The 18,091-nt window shown below is 72.2% G+C and carries 15 protein-coding genes; 10 read left to right on the top strand and 5 right to left on the bottom strand.

From position 1 onward, the window contains the following. Window positions 1-45 precede the first annotated feature (45 nt). Window positions 46-2,931 carry a polysaccharide lyase family 8 super-sandwich domain-containing protein gene (locus Cba03nite_RS27830; protein ID WP_203752243.1) on the bottom strand — a complete coding sequence of 962 codons (2,886 nt, stop codon included), beginning with the start codon at window positions 2,929-2,931 and terminating at the stop codon, window positions 46-48. 178 nt (window positions 2,932-3,109) lie between these two features. Between Cba03nite_RS27830 and Cba03nite_RS27825 the strand changes: the two genes are divergently transcribed. Further along, entirely contained in the window at window positions 3,110-4,672 is a 1,563-nt protein-coding gene (locus Cba03nite_RS27825) for a dolichyl-phosphate-mannose--protein mannosyltransferase (protein ID WP_203752240.1), read from the top strand. Here the strand turns inward: Cba03nite_RS27825 and Cba03nite_RS27820 are convergent. Then, window positions 4,652-6,376 carry a putative bifunctional diguanylate cyclase/phosphodiesterase gene (locus Cba03nite_RS27820; protein WP_203752237.1) on the bottom strand — a complete coding sequence of 575 codons (1,725 nt, stop codon included), beginning with the start codon at window positions 6,374-6,376 and terminating at the stop codon, window positions 4,652-4,654. The two genes, Cba03nite_RS27825 and Cba03nite_RS27820, sit on opposite strands and share 21 nt — an antisense overlap. A gap of 384 nt (window positions 6,377-6,760) precedes the next feature. Here Cba03nite_RS27820 and Cba03nite_RS27815 point away from each other — a divergent pair, with 384 nt between their 5' ends. The 9 genes from Cba03nite_RS27815 (at window position 6,761) to Cba03nite_RS27775 (ending at window position 15,179) form a co-directional block, all read left to right on the top strand. Next, window positions 6,761-7,825: an LLM class flavin-dependent oxidoreductase gene (locus Cba03nite_RS27815; RefSeq protein ID WP_203752234.1), complete on the top strand. Its 1,065-nt coding sequence runs from the start codon at window positions 6,761-6,763 to the stop codon at window positions 7,823-7,825. Window positions 7,826-7,879: 54 nt separating this feature from the next. Next, complete coding sequence (locus Cba03nite_RS27810; RefSeq protein ID WP_203752231.1) at window positions 7,880-8,500, top strand: L-threonylcarbamoyladenylate synthase; 621 nt, start codon at window positions 7,880-7,882, stop codon at window positions 8,498-8,500. A 489-nt stretch (window positions 8,501-8,989) separates the two neighbouring features. After that, complete coding sequence (locus Cba03nite_RS27805) at window positions 8,990-9,841, top strand: acyl-CoA desaturase (protein WP_203752229.1); 852 nt, start codon at window positions 8,990-8,992, stop codon at window positions 9,839-9,841. 11 nt (window positions 9,842-9,852) lie between these two features. Then, window positions 9,853-10,131: an acyl carrier protein gene (locus Cba03nite_RS27800; protein ID WP_203752226.1), complete on the top strand. Its 279-nt coding sequence runs from the start codon at window positions 9,853-9,855 to the stop codon at window positions 10,129-10,131. A gap of 2 nt (window positions 10,132-10,133) precedes the next feature. Then, the gene (locus tag Cba03nite_RS27795; RefSeq protein ID WP_203752223.1) at window positions 10,134-11,036 is read left to right on the top strand and encodes an SAM-dependent methyltransferase; all 903 of its coding nucleotides are present in this window, start codon (window positions 10,134-10,136) and stop codon (window positions 11,034-11,036) included. Further along, window positions 11,033-12,268, top strand: coding sequence for a cytochrome P450 (locus Cba03nite_RS27790; protein ID WP_203752220.1), 1,236 nt, complete (start codon window positions 11,033-11,035; stop codon window positions 12,266-12,268). Before Cba03nite_RS27795 ends, Cba03nite_RS27790 begins: the two co-directional genes overlap by 4 nt. Next, window positions 12,265-13,005: a thioesterase II family protein gene (locus Cba03nite_RS27785; protein ID WP_203752217.1), complete on the top strand. Its 741-nt coding sequence runs from the start codon at window positions 12,265-12,267 to the stop codon at window positions 13,003-13,005. The genes Cba03nite_RS27790 and Cba03nite_RS27785 overlap by 4 nt, the downstream gene beginning before the upstream one ends. After that, complete coding sequence (locus Cba03nite_RS27780) at window positions 12,986-14,695, top strand: fatty acyl-AMP ligase (protein ID WP_203752215.1); 1,710 nt, start codon at window positions 12,986-12,988, stop codon at window positions 14,693-14,695. Before Cba03nite_RS27785 ends, Cba03nite_RS27780 begins: the two co-directional genes overlap by 20 nt. A 37-nt stretch (window positions 14,696-14,732) precedes the next feature. Next, window positions 14,733-15,179, top strand: a complete 447-nt coding sequence (locus Cba03nite_RS27775; protein ID WP_203752213.1) for a PaaI family thioesterase — start codon at window positions 14,733-14,735, stop codon at window positions 15,177-15,179. Window positions 15,180-15,234: 55 nt separating this feature from the next. Here the strand turns inward: Cba03nite_RS27775 and Cba03nite_RS27770 are convergent, their stop codons facing one another. The 3 genes from Cba03nite_RS27770 to map all read right to left on the bottom strand — a co-directional run bounded on the left by Cba03nite_RS27770 (window position 15,235) and on the right by map (window position 18,061). Then, window positions 15,235-16,077, bottom strand: coding sequence for a hypothetical protein (locus Cba03nite_RS27770; RefSeq protein ID WP_203752211.1), 843 nt, complete (start codon window positions 16,075-16,077; stop codon window positions 15,235-15,237). A gap of 281 nt (window positions 16,078-16,358) precedes the next feature. Continuing rightward, window positions 16,359-17,171, bottom strand: coding sequence for a hypothetical protein (locus tag Cba03nite_RS27765; protein WP_203752210.1), 813 nt, complete (start codon window positions 17,169-17,171; stop codon window positions 16,359-16,361). A gap of 122 nt (window positions 17,172-17,293) precedes the next feature. Further along, window positions 17,294-18,061 (bottom strand): type I methionyl aminopeptidase, encoded by a 768-nt coding sequence (gene map, locus Cba03nite_RS27760; protein ID WP_203752208.1) that lies wholly within the window; start codon window positions 18,059-18,061, stop codon window positions 17,294-17,296. Window positions 18,062-18,091 lie beyond the last annotated feature (30 nt).

Raw genomic sequence — 18,091 nt, 5'->3', positions numbered from 1 at the left:
ATGCCCGCCGTCCCGCAGGTGGGAGGGCGGGCATGCCGGCACCGCTCAACCGGTGACCACCTGCAGGAACGGTGGGCGGGTGGAGTTGGTGCGGCTGTTGAGGACCGTCGCGCGGCCGGGGGCGGCCTGCCACAGCGCGATCGTGGCGGTCCGGTCGCCCGCGTGCTGGGCCTGCACGAACGCGGTCACGTCCAGCGGGATCCAGTCGGCGACCTGGCACAGCGGCGCGGTCGACAGCAGGCTGCCGAGCGCGGGGGCGGTGTTCCAGGTGACGCCGCCCTCGGTCCAGCCGTCGGCGCTGACGGCGTACGCGGACACGGTCGTGTGGGTGCCGGCCGAGTCGGAGGTGTTGCCGCTGACCCAGAGCACGGCGCGTTTCGGCGCGGCGGGCAGCGAGGTCAGGTCGAATTTGAGGTACGCGCGGCGGGCATACCCGGCGGCGTCGTTCTTGACCACCAGTGTGCTGTCCGCGCCGTAGTTGACGGTGGCGTAGCCGCCGTCGCGGACGTAGGCGTCGGCGGTGGGGGACAGCGACAGGTGCTGCCCGCCGGTGACCGCGGCCCCGCTGCCGAAGGTGATGGTACGGCTGCCGCCCAGCGCCCCGCCGACCTCGGCCACCAGCGTGATCGGGCTGAGCCCGGTGACGCTGATCCGCCCGTCGCCGGAGGCCGTGCCGTAGCCGCTGCGGGCGATGGTCACGGTGATCGTGGTGGCGGCCCGGGTCGGGTCGGCCACGGTGACCCTGAGCTGCCCGCCTGACTCCCGCATCAGCACCGAGCAGGGTGCGCTGACCGTGATCGGCCCGGCGGTGCCCGCGGTGAAGAAGTTCGCGGCGGTCACACCGGTCGCGGTGTCGCTGATCGCCTGCACGTTCGCGGTGTTGGCAAGCACGGTCACGGTCGGCGCGGCGGCCCGCGCCGCGGTGGTGGCCGTGTCGGCGCCCGGCAGCAGGATGTAACGGTAGGACCCCGCGGTCGGGTCGACGCCGTGGTCGACGTAGAGCGTCAGGTACTTGCGGCTGAGGATCTCGGTGGTGCCGCCCGTGTTGATCTGCGACCAGCTCCCGGAGCGGTTCTCGCGCAGCGCCTTGACCGTCGCACCGCCGGGGAACACGATGCCGGCGAACGAGTTGTGCGCCCAGCTCACCCCGGTCAGCGTCGCCGACCAGCCGATCGTGGTCGGCTGCGCGGTCCCGTTCACGGTCAGCGGCTGGACGCCGGTGCCGGCGCCGAGGTTGCGGTTGTCCACGATGGTCTCGACGGGCGTGCCGTCGGTGCAGCTGATGCCCGCGCCGAGGCAGACGATGCCGTCGTCGAGGCAGAACCACGACTTCCTCGCCTGCAGGGTCGACTGCAGGCCACGGGTGTCCTGCCCGAGCGCGGCGAACACGCCGTCGCTCGCACCGCCCACCCAGCTCGTGCCCGGGTCGGGCGCGCCCCACGTCCCGCCCGCGCCGTCGGCCAGCGCCTTCTTCGACGTGGTGGTGCCCGGCAGCCGGTACGGGTCCACGGTCGGCCAGAACGCGTCCGAGTACTGCCCGTTGCCCCAGGTGGAGCCCCAGTGGTAGAGCATCCCGTTGTTGGTGTGCCAGCCCTTGAGGTGCTCGCCGTTGCCGGTCTCGTAGTACGTGGTGCGCTTGGAGCACATCGCGATCGCCGCGGCCCAGCCCGCGCGGCGGTGCACCGCCTGGTCCTGCGCGGCGAACAGCCGGTGCTCGACCGGCTCGGGGGCCGCGGTGATCGCGGCGTTGTCGCGCACCGCCAGGCAGGCGGCCAGCGAGGGCAGGCTCAGCACCGGGTCGTCGGCGAGGTTGCCCCAGTACTCGCGCTGGATCCAGCCCTTGGCCATGGCCCGCCAGGCAGTCGCCTCGGCGGGCGAGGCGGCGTCGGCCATGCGTACGAAGCTCGCGGTGATGCCGTGCCCGCGTACGTGGTCGTCGCCCTGGACGCCGAGCGCGTCGCCGACGGACAGGCCGCGGCTGACCCCGCGCCCGCTGACGCAGTCCATGATCAGGCCGTTGTAGACGAACGGCGCCCAGGAGCGGGTCATCGCGTCGAACGCGATCTGCCGGCGCGGGTCGGTCACCGCCCAGGTCGATCCGGCCAGCAGCCCGAACAGCCCGGCCAGGCCCGACAGCAGCGCCGCGCCGTAGGTGCCCGCGTACGGCACGACGGTGTGCTGGATGAAGGAGCCGTCCTCGTAGTAGCCGTCGCCGGTGCGCACGTACTCGAAGATGGGGGACAGCCCGTCGCGGGCGGCGGCGATCTTCGCGGCGTTCCTGCCGACGATGCCCCGGCGGGCGATGACCAGGCACACGTCGGACCGGTTCGCCCCGGTGCTCGCCCCGCCGTTGAGCAGCGGCGCGACGGCCGGGGTGAAGGTGTCCACGGCGGCGAGCCAGTTGCCGATCTGCGTCGCGGTGAGGTGGTCGTAGAGCAGGGCCATGACGTCCAGCAGCGTCTGCGGGGTGCCGATGTTCCAGTCCCACCAGTTGCCGAACCAGGTGGTGGACGGCTTGTAGACGGCCGCGTGCAGCTGGTCCAGCCCGGCGATGATCTCGCCGCGCAGGGTGGTGTTCCCGGTCAGGCCGGTGCCCGGCAGCGCCCAGGCCAGGGCCATCGCGCGCAGCCGCGAGTAGCTCGCGGTGAGCGAGGACGAGACGTTCAGCGGCAGGTCGGGCCAGAGGGCCGCGGCGCCGGGCGTCATGGCGGCCCGGCGCTGCGCGGCGACCTCGCCGATGACGGCCAGCCGGGAGGCGAAGGGTTCGCTCGCCGGGTCGTATCCGGTGCCGGTGATGGAGTCGCGGTAGCGCAGGCGCAGGGTGTCGAACTCGTCGGCGGCGTGCGCGGGCATCGCCAGGGCGGGAATGGTGAGCGTGCCGAGGGCGGTGGCGCCACCTGCCTGCAGCAGGCGACGGCGGGACAGGGTCATTGTCGCGGTCCTTTACGGCAGAGCTGCATCGATCTTTCGTAAACGGTTCCCCCCGCTGAGTGCACAGAACATAGTGCAGGCGTCGGCGATCACACAAGCCGTGTGGCGTAACCGTTCTCTATCCTCCGCCGGGAGACGCCGGGCGGCGGGCGGGATCACGAGCGCCTACCATGCGGCCATGCCCCGTACGGTCCTGCTGCCGCGCCCCCGACAGGCGGGCACCTCCGCGACGCCCGTGTCCGATGTGCTGCGCCGCCGCCTCGCGCCACCGGTGCTGGACCCGTACGCCTGGCCCGCCGCGCTCCTGGTGACCCTGCTCGCCGGCCTGCTGCGGCTGAACAACCTGGCCAAGCCGCCGGGCAAGATCTTCGACGAGACCTACTACGCCACCGACGCCCACTGGCTGTGGGAAAAGGGCTTCGAGTGGAACGAGAAGGACAACACCGCCGGCTACGTGGTGCACCCGCCCCTCGGCAAGTGGATCATCGGGCTCGGCGAGCAGGTCCTCGGCTACCACGAGGCGGGCTGGCGCCTGGCCGCCGCCGTCTTCGGCACCGTCTCGGTGCTGATGTTCACCCGCATCGCGATGCGCCTGTTCGGCTCGATGATGCTGGGCTGCGCGGCCGGCGTCCTGATGGCCTTCGACGGCATGCACTTCGTGCTGTCGCGCACCGCGCTGCTCGACATCTTCCTGATGTTCTTCGTGCTCGCCGCGTTCGGCGCGCTGCTGCGCGACCGGGACCAGCGCCGGGCCAGGTGGCTGCGGTTCGTCGAGAGCGGCGGCGACCCGGCCGGGCGCGGACGCGGCAGCCGCCCGCCGCACGCGGTGCCGTGGTGGCGGCTGGCCACCGCCGCGCTGCTGGGCTGCGCGCTGGCGGTCAAGTGGTCGGCGCTGGCGTTCGTGCCGGTGTTCGTCGTACTGATCCTGTGGTGGGAGGTCGGCGCGCGGCGCAGCGTCGGGGTCCGCAACCCGATCCGCGACACCTTGCTCGACGAGATCGGCTGGCTGCTGGCGGGGCTGCCGATCATGCTGGCCGTGTACCTGTCGTCGTGGAGCGGCTGGCTGGCCGGCGACGGCGGCTACGCCCGGCACTGGCTGCGCGACAGCGGTCAGGACGAGCCGCCCGTCTGGGGCGCGCTGCGCAACCTCATGCAGTACCACGAGCTGGCGTACGGCTCGCACCAGGCGATCACGACGGCCACCAACCCGCACGCCTACCAGTCGGCGGGGGAGTGGGCGCCGATCCAGTGGCTGCTGCTGGGCCGCCCGGTGCTGTTCTACCGCAACGGCGACGCGCTGTGCGGGGCCGACAAGTGCATGGCCGACGTGCTGCTGCTGGGCACGCCGCTGCTGTGGTGGAGCTTCCTGCCCGCGCTGGGCGCGGCGCTCTGGTTCGGCATCGCCCGCCGCGACTGGCGGGCCGCGGCGATCCTGGCGATGGCGGGCGCGGCGCTGATCCCGTGGTTCTTCTACCCCCAGCGCACGATGTTCTACTTCTACGCCATGCCCGCCGAGCCGTTCCTGATCCTGGCCGTGGTGTTCGTGCTCGGCGCGATCATGACGAACCCGCCGGGCCGGCCGCCGGACGAGAACCGGCGGCTGGCCGGGGCGGTCATCGCGGGCGCGTACGTGCTGCTGGTGGTGCTCGCGTTCGCGTGGTTCCATCCGCTGTACACGGGCGAGTCGATCCCGTACGACGACTGGGGCAGGCGCCTGCTGCTAGGCGACCGCTGGACCTGACGCCGCGGCTTCGCGGGCGAGCCGCTGCCGCAGCTCCGGCAGCGGCTGCGGCATGCCCAGGTGGTATCCCTGGGCGAAGCCCACCCCGAGTTCGGTCAGCGCCGCGAGCTGCTCGCCGTTCTCCACGCCCTCGGCGGTCACCCGCATGCCGAGGCCGTGGCCGAGGTCGGTGAGCAGCTTGACCACCGCGTGGTCGCGGGAGTTGTGCAGCATGCCGCCCACGAACCCCTGGTCGATCTTCATGCCCTGCACCGTGAGCGAGGACAGGTAGCGCAGGTTGGTGGAGCCCGCGCCCATGTCGTCGAGGGTGAGCAGGACCCCGTGCCGGGTCAGCCGCTCCAGCCGTGCGCGGGCCGCCGACAGCGCCTCCAGCTCGGCGTCCTCCGGCAGCTCGATCCGCAGCCGGTGCGCCGCCAGGCCGGTCTCGTGCAGCGCGGCGAGCACCGTGTCGTCGAAGGCAGTGGCCAGGGTGGACGTGGAGAGGTTCACGTTGACCTGGTCGGGCGCGGCGGCATGGCCCAGCGAGGCGATCAGGCCGGTCAGGTCGGTGCAGGCACGCCGCAGCACCCACTCGTCGAGCTGCGGCATCAGCCCGGCCTCGTGCACCGCCGGCAGGAAGCGCCCCGGGCTGAGCAGGCCGTGCTCGGGATGCTGCCAGCGGATCAGCGCCTCGATCGACTGGACGCGGTGGTCGCTCAGCCGCACGATCGGCTGGTAGTACAGCCGCAGCTCGCCCTGTTCGAGCGCGGTGGCCAGCCGGTCGCGGCCCGCGGCCGCCGACGGGCGGGCCGGCGTCGCGCAGGGTTCCGCCTCGAGTTCGACGCGGTTGCCGCCGGCCTGCTTGGCCCGATACATCAGCGCGTCGGCCGTGTCGACGAGGGCCTGCGGATCGGCGCACCGTGCGGTCACCGCAACGCCGATGCTGGCCCGCATGCGGGGCACGGCGTCCGCGCGGCCGTCACGGGCGGTGATGGCCAGCAGGCACCTACGGCCGAGGTCTTCGGCGACGGCGGCGGGGTCGCCGTCGCGGGGGAACCGCGAGAGCACGGCGAACTCGTCGCCGCCGAGGCGGGCGGCCACCTCGCCGGGCCGGGTCGCCTCGCGCAGCCGGCGCCCGACCTGGGCCAGGGCGGCGTCGCCCTGGCGGTGCCCGAGCCGGTCGTTGATGCGTTTCATGCCGTCCAGGTCGATGAACGCCACCGCGACCTCGTCGCCGTCCTGCTCGGTGGCGGCGCAGGCGGCCATCAGCAGGTCGAGGAACTTGGCGCGGTTGATCAGGCCGGTGAGGTCGTCGTAGTGGGCGCGCTCGGCGAACTGCGTGGCGACGACGTCGAACAGCCGGACCGCCGGGATCACGCCGAGGCCGCCGCCCTCCAGGTCGACCAGTACGTCGTCATAGCGGTGCTCGCGAGGGCGGGCGTGTACCTGCTCCGAGGCGGCGACGGCGGTGGTCCGTCCGGGCAGCCGCAGGGGGTGCCAGTAGGCGAGGGCGGCGGCGGGCACGTCGGCGCCCGCCCGCCCGGCCGCCGCCGCGGCGTCGAAGCGGTGGCGCATCACCAGGCCCAGCCGGTCACCGTGGGCGACGGCGACCGAGGTCGCCTGCGGGTCGGGCCGCAGGATCGCGGCGAGGCGGTCGCAGCCGGCTTTCGCGTCGATCACCGCGAGTTCGCGGGCCAGCATGTCGAGTGGGGAAGCGTGGGGCACGGTCCCTCCTCAGGTTCGGGGTCGTATCCCAGGCTAACGACTTCTGGAAAAGGTTTTCCCTGGTCAGCGTCCCGCCGTCCGGCTTTCGCCGCGTATCCATGCAGGTCGCCGCATCGACGGTCAACCGTCTCCGACGTACCGCGCTCGATGTCCGTTTTCTAGCGCGTATCCGATGTGAGCCGCGGCATTGGTGGTGCTGTTCACCAATAAGCGGTATCTGAGCGGAAGGCACTGTCTTGTGCTTCATTCGCGACCGGGCCGCAGGGGTGCCAGGACGAGCTGCAAGCGCCGGGCGGTCTGTCGTCGCCGCCGGGCGCCGCATAAGCTATCGTGCCGGTCGGAAATATAGGAATGGCGTGCCGGGCTGAGCGAGGAGACCGTCCCATGACCCAGTTCCATTGGTTCCTGCCCACCTCGGGTGACGGTCACGAGGTCGGGTCCGCGACGGTCGCCGCCGGGGCGGCCCGGCACACCCGCACCGCGTCCATCGGCTACCTCGCCGACGTGGCCCGCGCCGCCGAGCGTTCCGGCTTCACGGCCGCGCTCACCCCGGTCGGCGCGGCCTGCCCGGACCCGTGGATCGTGTGCGCGGCCGTGGCCCAGCACACCGAGCGGCTGAAACTGCTCGTCGCGTTCCGCACCGGCTTCGCGCTGCCCACGCTGATCGCCCAGCAGGCCGAGGCGTTCCAGGCGATGTCCGGCGGGCGGCTCGCGCTCAACGCGGTGACCGGCGGCGACGGGGCTGAGCAGCGCGCGTACGGGGACTTCCTCGACCACGGCGAGCGCTACGACCGCACGGCGGACTGCCTGGAGGTCATCCGGCGCTGCTGGGCCGGGGAGAAGTTCGACTACCGGGGCAGCCACTACCGGGTCGAGGCGGGCGGCCTGGCGGGCCCGCTGGACCCCGCGCCGCCGATCTACTTCGGCGGTGCGTCACCGGCCGCCGAGCAGGTCGCCGCGCGCCTGTCGGACGTGTACCTGATGTGGGGCGAGCCGCCCGCGGCGATCGGCGAGCGGGTGACCCGGATGCGGGCGCTGGCCGCCGCAGCGGGCCGCAGCCTGCGGCTGGGCCTGCGCATCCACGTCATCGCCCGGCCGACCGCCGACGAGGCGTGGGCGGAGGCGGACCGGCTGCTGTCGGGAATGGATCCGGCGCGCATCGCCGCCGCCCAGCAGCGGTTCGCGAAGATGGAGTCGGTGGGCCAGGCGCGCATGGCCGCGCTGCACGGCGGCCGGGCCGACAGCCTGGTCGTCGCGCCGAACCTGTGGGCGGGCGTGGGCCTGGTCCGCGAGGGCGCGGGCACCGCGCTGGTGGGCAGCTACGCCGAGGTCGCCGAGCGGCTCAGCGAGTACGCCGCGCTGGGCGTGGACGAGTTCATCCTGTCCGCGTGGCCGCACCTGGAGGAGGCGCGCCGGGTCGGCGAGCACGTGCTGCCGCTGGTGCGCTGAAGACGCTTCGCGTGTGCGGCCCGCATCAGCGGCTCGGCGTACTACTCTCGGCGTGTGGCCAGGTATTTCGACGTGCACCCGGACAACCCGCAACCCCGTGCGATCCGTCAGGTCGTCGACATCGTGCGCGAGGGCGGGCTGATCGCCTACCCCACCGACTCCTGTTTCGCCTTCGGCTGCAAGCTCGGCGACAAGGCCGGGCTCGACCGCATCCGCGACATCCGGAAGCTGGACGAGCGGCACCACTTCACCCTGGTCTGCCGCGACTTCGCGCAGCTGGGCCAGTTCGTCAAGGTGGACAACTCGGTGTTCCGGCTGGTCAAGGCGGCTACGCCGGGCCGGTACACGTTCATCCTGCCGGCGCTGCGGGAGGTGCCCCGGCGCATGCTGCACCCGAAGAAGCACACCGTCGGGGTGCGCATCCCGGACCACCCGGTCGCGCTCGCGCTGCTGGAGGAGCTGGGCGAGCCGCTGGTCTCCAGCACCCTGCTGCTGCCCGGCGACGAGGAGCCGATGACGCAGGGCTGGGAGATCAAGGAACGCCTCGACCACCAGGTCGACGCGGTGATCGACTCGGGCGAGTGCGGCACCGAGCCCACCACGGTGGTCGACCTGTCCGAGGGCGAGCCGGAGATCCTGCGCGTCGGGGCCGGGGACCCGTCCCGTTTCGAATAGCGCCCACCGTATGCGCATGTGACGATTCACCGACCGGGGAACCACGGCCCGGATCGCCACTCCGGTGAATTCCGCGTGAATCACGGGTCCAACGTGGACGGTCGGTGTCGGATGGTTTACCGTGCCTTCGCGCGGCGCCGCCGACACGCCACATGACCAGGCACTACATCAGCTCGCGTCTATGGTTGTAGGCCGCCCGTGAGAGTTTGTTCACGACATTTTTGCACGCCGAGGGCCCTACATCGTCTTGCGGTGCCCGGACGGCTCGCCTAGCATGGCTCCCTGTTGCACTGAAACATCTCAATATTCAAGGCTGCCTCAGGGACGGGGGTTGAGATGGCGCAGGACGGTTCGGTGTTCGCCACCCACAATGCCGACTTCGTGGTCGAGAGCGGGGCGGACCATCGTAAGAAAGCAATCAGCAATCCTTATATCCATCGCCTGCAAAGGCGTCACTTCCTCCTGTTCGACGTCCTTCCGTTCTTCGGGATGGCGGCCGCGATCGCGTTCCTCTGGGTCCACCCGTTCGGTGTCGTCGAGCTGTTGCTGCTGTTCGGTATGTGGCTGCTCACCGGCATCGGCGTGACCGTCGGCTACCACCGCCTGTTCACCCACCGCACCTTCCGGGCCAAGCCTTGGGTGGCCGCGGCGCTGGCGATCCTCGGCTCGATGGCCGGGCAGGGCGGCATGGTCTCCTGGGTGGCGCTGCACCGCCGCCACCACGAGTGCAGCGACCGCGAGGGCGACCCGCACTCGCCCAACCTGTCCGGCGGCGGGTTCACGGGCCGGCTGCGCGGCCTGATGCACTCGCACTTTCTGTGGATGCGCCGCCACGAGTACCCGAACATCGTCCACTACGCACCGGACCTGCTGAAGAACAAGCCGCTGATCCGCGTCGCGCGGCTGTACTACTACTGGGTCGTGCTTGGCCTGGTCCTGCCGGGCGTCATCGGCGGCCTGGTCTTCATGAGCTGGCAGGGCGCGGTCAGCGGCCTGCTCTGGGGCGGCCTGGCGCGGATCTTCATCCTGGAGCACATCGTCTGGGCGATCAACTCCTTCCTGCACATGTTCGGCACCAAGGCCTACGAATCCCGCGAGAACAGCCGCAACGGCGGCGTGTTCGCCCTGCTCACCCTCGGCGAGTCCTGGCACAACAACCACCACGCGTTCCCCGACTCGCCCTCGTTCGGCCTGGACTGGTATCGGCTGGACCCCGGCTACTGGGTGATCCGGATGCTCGCCGTGGCCGGGCTGGCCACCGATCTGAAACTGCCCACCAAGGACCGGCGGGTGGCCAAGCGCCTCGACCGCCGTGCCGCCTCCGCCAACGCCGCAGCGTAAGGAACCCGCAGATGACCACAAGCGACATCGCCAGCCTGACCCAGGACGACCTCACCGCGTGGTGCCGCCAGGCCGTGGCGGAGCTGCTGGAGATCCCGGTGGCCGACGTGGACCCCGCCGCCGACTTCGACCGGCTCGGCCTCGACTCGGCGCTGGCCGTGTCGCTGCTGATCGACATCGAGGAGCGCTACGGCGTCGACCTGCCGCCCGAGGCGCTGTTCGAGAACCCGACCCTCAACGCCGTGAGCGCCTACCTGCACACGGCCATCCAGCAGCAACGCGAGCAGTGACCGTGGCGGTGCAGACCCAGGCGCAGCGCGCCGACGAGGCGGCGGCCGCGATCCGGCACCACTACGACGTCGGCAACGACTTCTACCGGCTCTGGCTGGACGACTCGCTGAGCTACTCCTGCGCGCTGTGGGACGGCCCGGACGACACGCTGGAGCGGGCGCAGGAACGCAAGCTGCGCCACCACCTCGACGCGGTGCGCGCGCCCCGGGCCCGCAACGTGCTCGACATCGGCTGCGGCTGGGGCGCGATCCTGGACCGGCTGGCCGCCACGCACGGCGTCGCTCGCTCGGTCGGGCTGACCCTCAGCGAGGAGCAGGCGGCGTACGTGCGGGCGCAGGGCCTGCCCGGCGTCGAGGTCCGCATCGAGAACTGGATGCACCACCAGCCGGCCGAGAAGTACGACGGCATCATCTCGATCGGCGCGTTCGAGCACTTCGCCCGGCCAGACGAGTCCCCTGCCGAGAAGGCGCGGATCTACCGCGAGTTCTTCGAGCGCTGCCGCGGCTGGCTGCACGACGACGGCGCCCTGTCGCTGCAGACCATCGCGTACGCCAACATGTCGCCCTCGGATGCGAGCAGCTTCATCCAGCAGGAGATCTTCCCCAACGCCGACCTGCCCACGTTCGCCGAGATCGCGCAGGCCGCCGAGGGCGTGTTCGAGATCGAGTCGGTGAGCAACGGGCGGCTGGACTACGCGCGCACGCTGGAGGAGTGGGGGCGGCGGCTGCGCGCCAACCGCGAGCTGGCCGTCGAGGTGGCCGGGCCGGAGACGGTCGCCCGGTACACGCGCTATCTCAAGCTGTCCGCGCTCGGCTTCCGGATGGGCAAGCTGTGCCTGCTGCGCCTGGTGTTCCGGCCGTACAGCGGCAGGCTGTTCGACGCGCGAGGAGTGACGCCACGATGAGCGTGCAGGCGGCCCAGGCCCGGTTCAACCCGTTCAGCGCCGAGTTCCGGCGCGACCCGTATCCGGCGTACCGGCAGCTGCGCGAAACGAAACCGGTGCATCGGACGATGGGTATGTGGGTGCTGACCCGGCACGCCGAGGTGCGCGAGGTGCTGCACGACCGCACCTTCGGCGCCGGGCTCATCCCGAGCCTGGTCCGCCAGCACGCCGCCCGCTTCGGCTACGACGACGTCGGCCAGCTCGAACGGCTGGGCGAGAAGTCGCTGGTCTTCACCGACAACCCGGAGCACGCCCGGCTGCGCGGCATCGTCAACCGGGTCTTCACCGCCCCCGCCGTGGCGCAGCTGCGCCCGCGCATCGCCGCCCGCGCGGCGGAGCTGATCGACGGGGTATGGCGAAACGGCGGCGGGGACTTCGTCGCCGACGTCGCCGCCCGGCTGCCCGTCGACGTCATGTGCGACTGGATGGGACTGCCGGACGGCCTGCGCGCCCAGGTCGGGCAGTGGACCCACGACGTGCGCTTCCTGCTCGAACCAGGCCTGATGAAGAGCGAGGACTTCGCGCACGTCCGCGAGGTCGTCGCCACCTTCGCCAAGGCCCTGGACGAGGTGGTCGCCGCCCGCCGCGCCGAGCCCGGCGACGACCTGATCAGCCGGCTGCTCGCCACGACCACCGCGGGCGGTGACCGGCTCACCGACGAGGAGCTGGTGTTCGTCTGCGTCATGTGCTTCGTCGCGGGCAACGAGACCACCAAGTCGCTGATCGGCAACGCGCTGCTGGCCCTGCTGCAGCACCCGGACCAGGATGAGCTGCTGCGCCGCGAGCCGGAGCTGGTGCCGCGCATGGTCGACGAGGCGCTGCGCTACGACTGCCCGCTGCAGCAGACCAAGCGCCTGGCCACCCGCGAGGTCGAACTCGGCGGCCAGCGCATCGCACCGGGTGACCAGGTGCTGGTGTGCCTGGGCGCGGCCAACCGCGACCCGGAGGTGTTCGCCCGGCCCGACGAGTTCGACATCACCCGCGACGCCCGGCGGCACCTGGCCTTCGGCCACGGCATGCATGGCTGCCTGGGCGGCCTGCTGGCCGAGGCGCAGGCCGCCGTCGTGTTCGAGACCCTCTACCGGCGTCCGGAGCACCTCGAACTCGCCTCCGGCGACCTCGACTGGCAGGACCAGAGCTTCATCATCCGCGGCCTGAAGGCGCTGCCCGTCACCGTGCGGGGCGGCCGATGAAGGGCTGGCTGCGTTACGAGCCGTCCGATGCGCCCGTCGCGCTGCTGTGCCTGCCCCACGCGGGTGGCGGCGCCGGGTCGTTCAGCCGCTGGCTGGGGTTGTTCCCGCCGTCGGTGCTGCCGGTGCGGGCACAGCTGCCGGGCCGGGAGGACCTGGCCGCGCTGCCCGCGCTGCGTACCGTCGAGGCGGCGGTGGCCGGGCTGGCCGCACAGCTGCGCGCGGAACTCGACCGGCCGCTGGCCCTCTACGGGCACAGCATGGGCGCGATCATCGCGTTCGAGCTGGCCCGGCACCTGACCGCGGCGGGCACCCCGCCGGTGCACCTGTTCCTGTCCGGACGCCGCGCGCCGCAGCTGCCCGCCCGCCGCCCGCAGATCCACCGCCTGCCCGACGACGAGTTCGCCGCCGCGCTGGAGACCTCCGGCGGCACCCTCAGCGGCGGGGGCAGCAGATCCTTCCTGCGGTACGCCGTCCCGCTGATCAAAGCGGACCTGGAGCTGACCGAGGAGTACGTGTTCGGGCCGCAGCCCCGGCTCGGCTGCCCGGTCGACGCGTTCGTCGGCACCGAGGACCCCGTGGTCGACGCCGACGAGGTGCACGCCTGGGGTGAGCACACCGACGGCCCGTTCCGGGTCCACACGTTCTCCGGCGACCACTTCTTCCACCAGCAGCACCGGGTCGCGATCGCGGCGACGATCGCCGAAGGGATCCGTGCGCGTGCCACCGTTGTTTCCTGAGATCCTGGCCGCCCGCGCGGCGCGGACGCCGGACCGCCGGGCGTACGTCTTCCTCGGCGAGGACGAGACCGAGGCGGCCGCGCTCACCTACGCCGAGCTGCACCGGCGGGCGCTGGCGGTGGCCGAGCGGCTGACCGGGCTGTGCGCGCCGGGCGACCGGGCGCTGCTGCTGTTCCCGCCGGGGCTGGACTTCGTCGTCGGATACTTCGGCTGCCTGCTGGCCAGGGTGATCGCCGTGCCGGTCAACCGGCCGCGCAAGCACCGCATCCAGGACGCCACGCTCAGCGTCATCGCCGACTGCGCGCCCGCCGTGGTGCTCACCGACAGCACCCTGGCCGAATCGGCCCGCCGCAACCTGCCGGAGCTGGCCGCGTCGGCGGCCTGGCTGGAGGTGGACCGGCTGGACCCGGCCCCGGGCGGCGGCTTCGAGCCGATCGCGTGCGACGCCGGGGACATCGCGTTCCTGCAGTACACGTCCGGTTCGACGGCCGCGCCCAAGGGCGTGATGGTGAGCCACGGCAACCTGATCGCCAACCAGGAGCACATGACGCGCGCCTTCGGCCACGACGCGGACTCCACCGTCGTCGGCTGGGCGCCGCTCTACCACGACCAGGGCCTGATCGGGAACGTGCTCAACCCGCTCTACGTCGGCTCGACCAGCGTGCTGATGTCGCCGCTGGTGTTCATCCGGTGGCCGCTGCGCTGGCTGACGGCCGTCTCCCGATACCGCGCGCACACCAGCGGCGGCCCGAACTTCGCCTACGACGCGTGCGTCGCCCGCGCCCAGAAGCAGGGCCTGCCGGACGTGGACCTGAGCGGCTGGCGGATCGCGTTCAACGGCGCGGAGCCGGTGCGGCACGACACCCTGCGGCGGTTCACCGAGACGTTCGCGCCGGTCGGTTTCCGCGCGCAGGCGCACTTCCCCTGCTACGGGCTCGCCGAGGCCACGCTGATGGTCGCCGGTGCGGGTCCGGGACGCGGTGCGCGGACGTGCGAGGCCGACGTGGACGCCCTCGCCGCCCGCCGCTACGAGCCCGCCGAGCCCGGTCGCGGCCAGACGCTCGTCGGGTCGGGCACCGTCGCGCCGGGGCAGCGGGTGCGCATCGTCGACCCGGAGACCGGGCGGCCGTGCGGCGACGGCGACATCGGCGAGATCTGGGTCAGCGGCGGCAACGTCACCCAGGGGTACTGGCGCAACGAGGCGGCCACGGCGGCGACGTTCCACGGCCGGCTCGCGGGTGACGAGGACGCGTATCTGCGTACCGGAGACCTGGGTTTCCTGCTCGAAGGCGAGCTGTACGTGGTGGGCCGGCTCAAGGACATGATCATCATTCGGGGTCGCAACCTCTACCCGCAGGACATCGAATTCACCGTCCAGGCCGCGCACGAGGCGCTGCAGGAGGGCGGCTGTGCGGCGTTCTCGGTCCCCGGGCCGGACGGGGAGCGGCTGGTCGTGGTTCAAGAGGTCCGGCGCGAGCAGCTGTGGGAAGCTGACCGGATGGATGTCGTCTCGTCGATCCGTGCCGCGGTGACCCGCGAGCACGACGTGGCGCTGGGCGACATCGTGCTGACCAAGCCCGTCCAGCTGCAGAAGACCAGCAGCGGCAAGATCATGCGGGCCGCGGCCCGGCGCCGCTACCTCGACGCCGACTTCGACCTGTGGGCGCCGCGCGCGCCCGCCCCGGCCTGACCCTGCAAACCCGCCCCTCGACCTGCCCGGAGGACCGATGGAACCGATCGACGACCGCCCTGTCGCCACCTTGGAGATCATGCGCGAGGTCATCAAGGCCTCGCCGTTCAACGCGCTGCTCGGCGCGGAGATCCTGGAGTGCGGCAAGGGGATCGCCGAGCTGCAGCTGCCGATCCGCCCCGAGCTGACCCAGCACCACGGCTTCGCGCACGGCGCGGTGGTCGGGTGCGTGGCCGACAACGCGTGCGCCTGGGCCGCGGCCTCGGTCGTCGGCGACGTGGTGACCGCGGAGTACAAGCTGCACCTGCTCGCCCCCGCGATCGGGGACAGGCTGGTCGGGCGCGGCCGGGTGATCCGGGCGTCGTCGCGGCTGGTGATCGCCAGCTCCGATGTGTACGCGGTCAAGGACGGCAAGGAGCGCCACGTCGCGACGATGCTGGCCACCATCATGCCGGTGGGCAGGCCGCCACGCGCCAAGGGGTGACCGTGCGCGAGCGCCCGCCACGCCGCTGCAACGGCATGGCGGGCGCTTGTGTGTGTCAGGCGTACAGGTCGATCCGGCCGAAGTTGATCGGGCGGTCGGCCACGGTGTGCCAGGTGTCGTCGTCCGCGCTCCAGCTGTGCGAGATGATCGCGCCGTCGGCGCGGGCGGTGCGGATGAACATCCAGCCCGCCCCGGCGCCGTCGGCCTCGGTCCAGCGGCCGGTCTGCGGGTCGAGGTAGAAGCGGGTGTCCGGGAAGTCGTGGCCCGCGGCAGGCACGCCGTGCGGCGACGACGTGCTGTCCATGACCCGGATCGCCCACTCGCGGTAGCTCGGGTGCGTGTCGTCGACGAGGTGGCTGCCGGTGCCGATGATCGCCATGTGGCCGCTGCCGCCGGACGAGCCGTCGTCGTACCGGATCGCCATGATGTCCCCGGCCTCCAGGTTGAAGTACGGGAAGACGTGCAGCTCGAAGCCCCGGATGTCGGGGATGTCGTCGGTCCGGTCGAGATCGGCGGCGAACGCGTCGTGGAACTCCGCGCTGTCGGGGAAGCTGTCGCCGAACTCGGCGGTGAACCACGAGCTGGTCGCCCAGGCGAACCGGTGCGACATGAGCCGCCGCACGAACGTGGCGCACTGGCTCACGTTGAGGTACGTGGTCGGCTGGTTCGGGGTGCCGAGCGTGACGCGGCTCGGCGTGCCGTAGTAGTTGTAGGCGCGCTCGGCCGGCCAGCCGATCGCGTCGAGGTTGGTGATCAGTTCGGTCGCGGTGGCGGCGAGCTGGCTGCCCTGGACGGAATCGGCCTGTGGGCCGCCGGCCGCGGCCGGGGTCAGGGTGAGGGCGAGCGATGCGACGACGGTGGTCGCCGTGATCGCGAGCCGCCTGGTGGTGTTCCGCACTTCCATTCCTTCGCGGTATGCCCTTTCGGGAGCGCCACGGTGGCGCGTGAAAGGAATTCTGGAAGGTGCGCGGCCGTGAAGTCTCTTGAATATCCGCAGCTCCGCCGATCGTTCTTCGATGACGGATGTATTACAGCGTCGTCCCTGGACAGTGCGGATGCCGGCGCGCTGTGAACGAGGCCACGGCGGTTGTGTGCACTATTACCATTCGGTGCCGGCGGCGGGTGCGGGAAGTGTCCGGGAGACGACTTCCCGACCCGCCGGGCGTCAATTCGGTTGCGTCAGGCAGCGGTGGTCTTGCGGCCCGCGGTGCGGATCCAGCCGTACGCGGTGTGCCGCGGCACGCCGTAGTGGTCGGCGATGACGCTGGCGCTGCTGCCGGCCTGGCGCAGCACCTCGGCGAAGTCGTCCGGCAGCCGCCGGTAGGTCCGGCTGCCCGCGCCGGTGCCCGCGCCGTTGCCGGACGCCTCGGGCGCGACCGCCTTGCGGGTGGCCTTCGCCGGTGCCGCACTGCGGGCCGTGGCCTTCGCCGGAGCGGCCTTGGCAGTGGTGGCCTTCGCCGGGCTGTCCGCCGTCCGGGCGGTGCGGCGCGCCGACGCCTTCGCGGCGCTCGCCTTGGTGACGGCGGCCATCGCGGCGTCGGCCTTCGCCCGCCCCTCGGCCGCCGCCCCGGCCGCCGGGGCCCGCCTGGCCGGAGCCCGGCCTGCCTTGGCGGGGGCGGCCTCGGAACGGGCCGCCTTGGCTGCCTTCGCCGGGGCCCGGCCGGTCGTCGTGGCCTTGGCCGGAGCCGCGCTCGCGGGTGCCTGCGCGGTGCCCGTCTGCGTGGCCTCAGCCGCTGCGGACTGCGCCTTCGCCGTCCGCCCTGCCGGGGCCGGTGCGGGCGCCGCCGCCGAGCCGCCGGTCGCGGCGATGACGGTCTGCACCAGCTGGTTGAGGTCCAGGACGGGGAGGTCGCCCGGGCGCAGGCCGCCCCCGCTGCCGGGCTGCAGGCGCAGCTCGCGTACGGTCGCCGCGCCGTCCACCAGGTCGAGGCGGACGGTGGTGACGGCGAGCTCCGGGTCGTCGGGGGTGATCGTGACGGTGTACGAAGTCATGTTGCGGCCTCCAAGCCTGACTCCGCTGGTGCGGTTACCCCGTCGTATACGCCGGTCCAGCGTGATCGTGTCCGCTCAAGCTACTCCAGGGAAACTTGTCGGCCAAACGAGGTATGCCGTGCTCACGCAGTGGTGAGCACGACCGGACCGTCGGTGGTCACCGCGATGGTGTGTTCGGCATGCGCGGCGCGGCTGCCGTCGGCCGTGCGGATGGTCCAGCCGTCGGCGGCGGTCACGGAGTCGTCGCTGCCGCTCTCCACCAGCATCGGCTCGATCGCGATGACCAGGCCCTCCCGCAGCACCAGACCGCGTCCCGGCCGGCCAGTGTTCGGCACCGACGGGTCCTCGTGCATCCGGGTGCCGATGCCGTGCCCGCCCATGCCCTCGGGCAGGCCGTAACCGGCGGCGCGGGCGGCGGTCTCGACGGCGTGGGAGATGTCGCCGATCCGGTTGCCCGGCACGGCCGCGGCGATGCCCGCGGCGAGCGCCCGCTCCGCGGTCTCCTTAAGAGCGCGGGCGTGCTCGTCGATCGCGCCGACGCCGACGGTGACCGCCGCGTCGGCGTGGTATCCGTCGAGGTGGGCGCCGCAGTCGACGGAGAGCAGGTCGCCCTCCGCGAGCACGTGGCGGCCGGGGATGCCGTGCACGATGTGGTCGTTCACCGACAGGCACACCACGGCGGGGTAGGGCATGGGCGCCCAGCGCGGGTGGTAGCCGAGGAACGAGGGCTTGGCGCCTTCGGCTGCGATCAGGTCGGCGGCCAGCAGGTTGAGTTCGTCGAGGCGTACCCCCGGCCGGGCGGCGGCGGAGACGGCGGACAGGGTGCGGGCGACGATGCGGCCGGACTCGCGCATGGCGGCGATCTCGGCGGCGGTTCTCAGGATGACCATGGGTGGTATTTTAATACCATGATTAGAATC

Source organism: Catellatospora bangladeshensis (assembly GCF_016862575.1).
GTDB lineage: Bacteria > Actinomycetota > Actinomycetes > Mycobacteriales > Micromonosporaceae > Catellatospora > Catellatospora bangladeshensis.
Note: the sequence above shows the minus strand (reverse complement) of the source record. Positions and strands in the feature narration are given on the sequence as shown.